The 2,088-nt window shown below is 49.5% G+C and carries 1 protein-coding gene and 1 pseudogene; both read right to left on the bottom strand.

What is annotated here, in order from left to right; translation table 11 throughout:
* Positions 1-680, bottom strand: a pseudogene (locus tag SPM24T3_RS23960) (hypothetical protein); the annotation flags it as partial.
* Positions 681-726: 46 nt separating this feature from the next.
* A partial coding sequence (locus SPM24T3_RS23955) for a host specificity factor TipJ family phage tail protein (RefSeq protein WP_009639428.1) occupies positions 727-2,088 on the bottom strand: 1,362 nt, incomplete at its 5' end.

Genomic DNA, 2,088 nt, shown 5'->3' with positions numbered 1-2,088 from the left:
AGGAATTTCCAAACTTTAAGGCCAGCATGCGGTACTACAAACTGATTCATCCCGGCGTAAGGAGTTTTTTGAGCTGCGGCCGTTGCGCGTGCGGCGTCATCAATGGTGTATGGGTCGAACGCTGATCGAGAGCCGCCATAGTCTGCAAAGCTCGTTAAATCTTGGTTTTTATCATGCTGAGTTCTCGCTACGGCACCGGTAAAAGGTTGTAAGACGCCTACCATTGCGTCGCCCATGTCATCAAGAGTAGTCGATGCTAAGTCCTGCCTGATCGTATCCCCATCCATCAAAACGAAGTGAGTCACGTCATTAGTGAAACTGGCGGCATCTATCCCCGTCGTTTTGAAACCCACAGCAGTATTTTTATTCAGCCTGTAATACTGATTATCAAACAGCGTGAACTGATTGCGGGCCGTAAATGTTAGAGGCCCATTCACGTACAGCCCGAGAAACTCATACCCAGAATCCAATAAAAAATCCTGAAATCTGTTTTCCTGACTGATCAACTGCCGAGCGTGATCTTGCTCCATGCCGAACCATGTTTTACGTGACTTACTAAGGCGGTCATTCCAGTTTTCATTGACTTGATCAACTGAAAGATGATCAAAATTCTGGGCATTATCGTATAAATCTTTTGCAGCAGTAGACCCTAGCGAGTTGCCAGTGTTGTATTTGGACATGCTTGCCTCATTAAAAAAGAAAAACCCGCCGAAGCGGGTTGTTTAGTCAGGCGACATCGCCGGGGTAAGTGGCATTATCGTATTGATAGTAGGCTTCTCTATATTCGTCACCATTTACATCACAGGTTCCGTCTGAGTTTGGTGAGATTTTAGAAATTATGGCGCTGTAGCCGACACGACTGCTGTCACAAAATAGAACCCTGATAGGCTCAATGCTGGGGTCCAGGTCATAGCTGTAATCACCCGGTATTGTGAACGTCGTGTCATTAATTCGGGTTGGGACGAGTAACGCGGTTGGCTGGCCAGCCTGCGTCCTCAGGACCACACGAGGATTTGTAAAGCTCCAGTCCAGCGGTTCTGAAACGTAAAGCGTAGTCACCCCGCCGTCCACGGTGAAATACTCGGCCAGGGCCGTGTTGGTTTTCATCCCTGGAATATCGTCAGCCAATATAATTCGATCGCCGAATTCATAATTGAGTGCATCCATTTCAGTCGTGCAGCTGTGGGTCAGACGCTGGCGTCGATGCTTCATTAATCGGCGCATGCCGAACTGATAGGCCTTATCTTCGTCAGTTATGCCATCAGCGTTCACCGACTCAACCTTTACCGCCGTGTCTGCACCCGGTATCCGGCATTGAACAACTTCATCGGCCCACGTCACCGCAGATGTGTACGTTACATCCACGCCGTCATAGTCATCTGAGGTAGGCGCGGTGGCCACAGTCCTTAGCGGTCCGGTCATTTCCTGTGGCGTTATGATCCCCGTCCACGTTTTGGCAATATCCAGTCCTACGGTGCCTTCGCCGTTCGAAATCGTGAAGTATCCGCGCCCAGCGGCGGCAATAATATCAAGGATATCTTTTACCGAGGCCTTGTCATCATCAGCGATGTAGTCAAACTTGATACCCTGAGGGGTCCAATACGCTGACTCCAGGGCTTGCACAGTCGCAGTATCAAAATTCGTCATGCCCGCTGATTCTGCCAAATGCATAAATGCCGCTGAAATACTCCGGGCATCACCGCTGTCATAGGTGCGCGTCGGCGTCACGTTGACTTTGCGATCTGACTGAGCGGACAGACGTCCCCCTACCGTAACCGTTAACGCAATGGTAGACACGTCAGCATAGCTTGTCGGTCTGTTTTGCAGCCGGGATTGAAGAGATTGCCAATACATTGAGTCTCTGGCATTGCCTGACCCCTGCTCGTTAGTTCGGCGACACCTAACCTCTATGAGAGATTGCGTATCAAGGGAAACACCGATGGTATAACCGCACCCATCAATCGTTTTATTATTAACGGTACCCTTTTTAGAGGTCCATCCCGCATCACTGCCGTATACGCGGTACTGGATCTCGTATTCAACGGTCTTGTCATTCTTGTTGCCCTTTTTATCAAACTCAACCAACCC

This window comes from Serratia sp. M24T3 (genome assembly GCF_000257645.1).
In the GTDB taxonomy this organism is placed as follows: Bacteria; Pseudomonadota; Gammaproteobacteria; order Enterobacterales; family Enterobacteriaceae; genus Rouxiella.
This window is presented reverse-complemented; position numbering and strand designations above follow the sequence as displayed.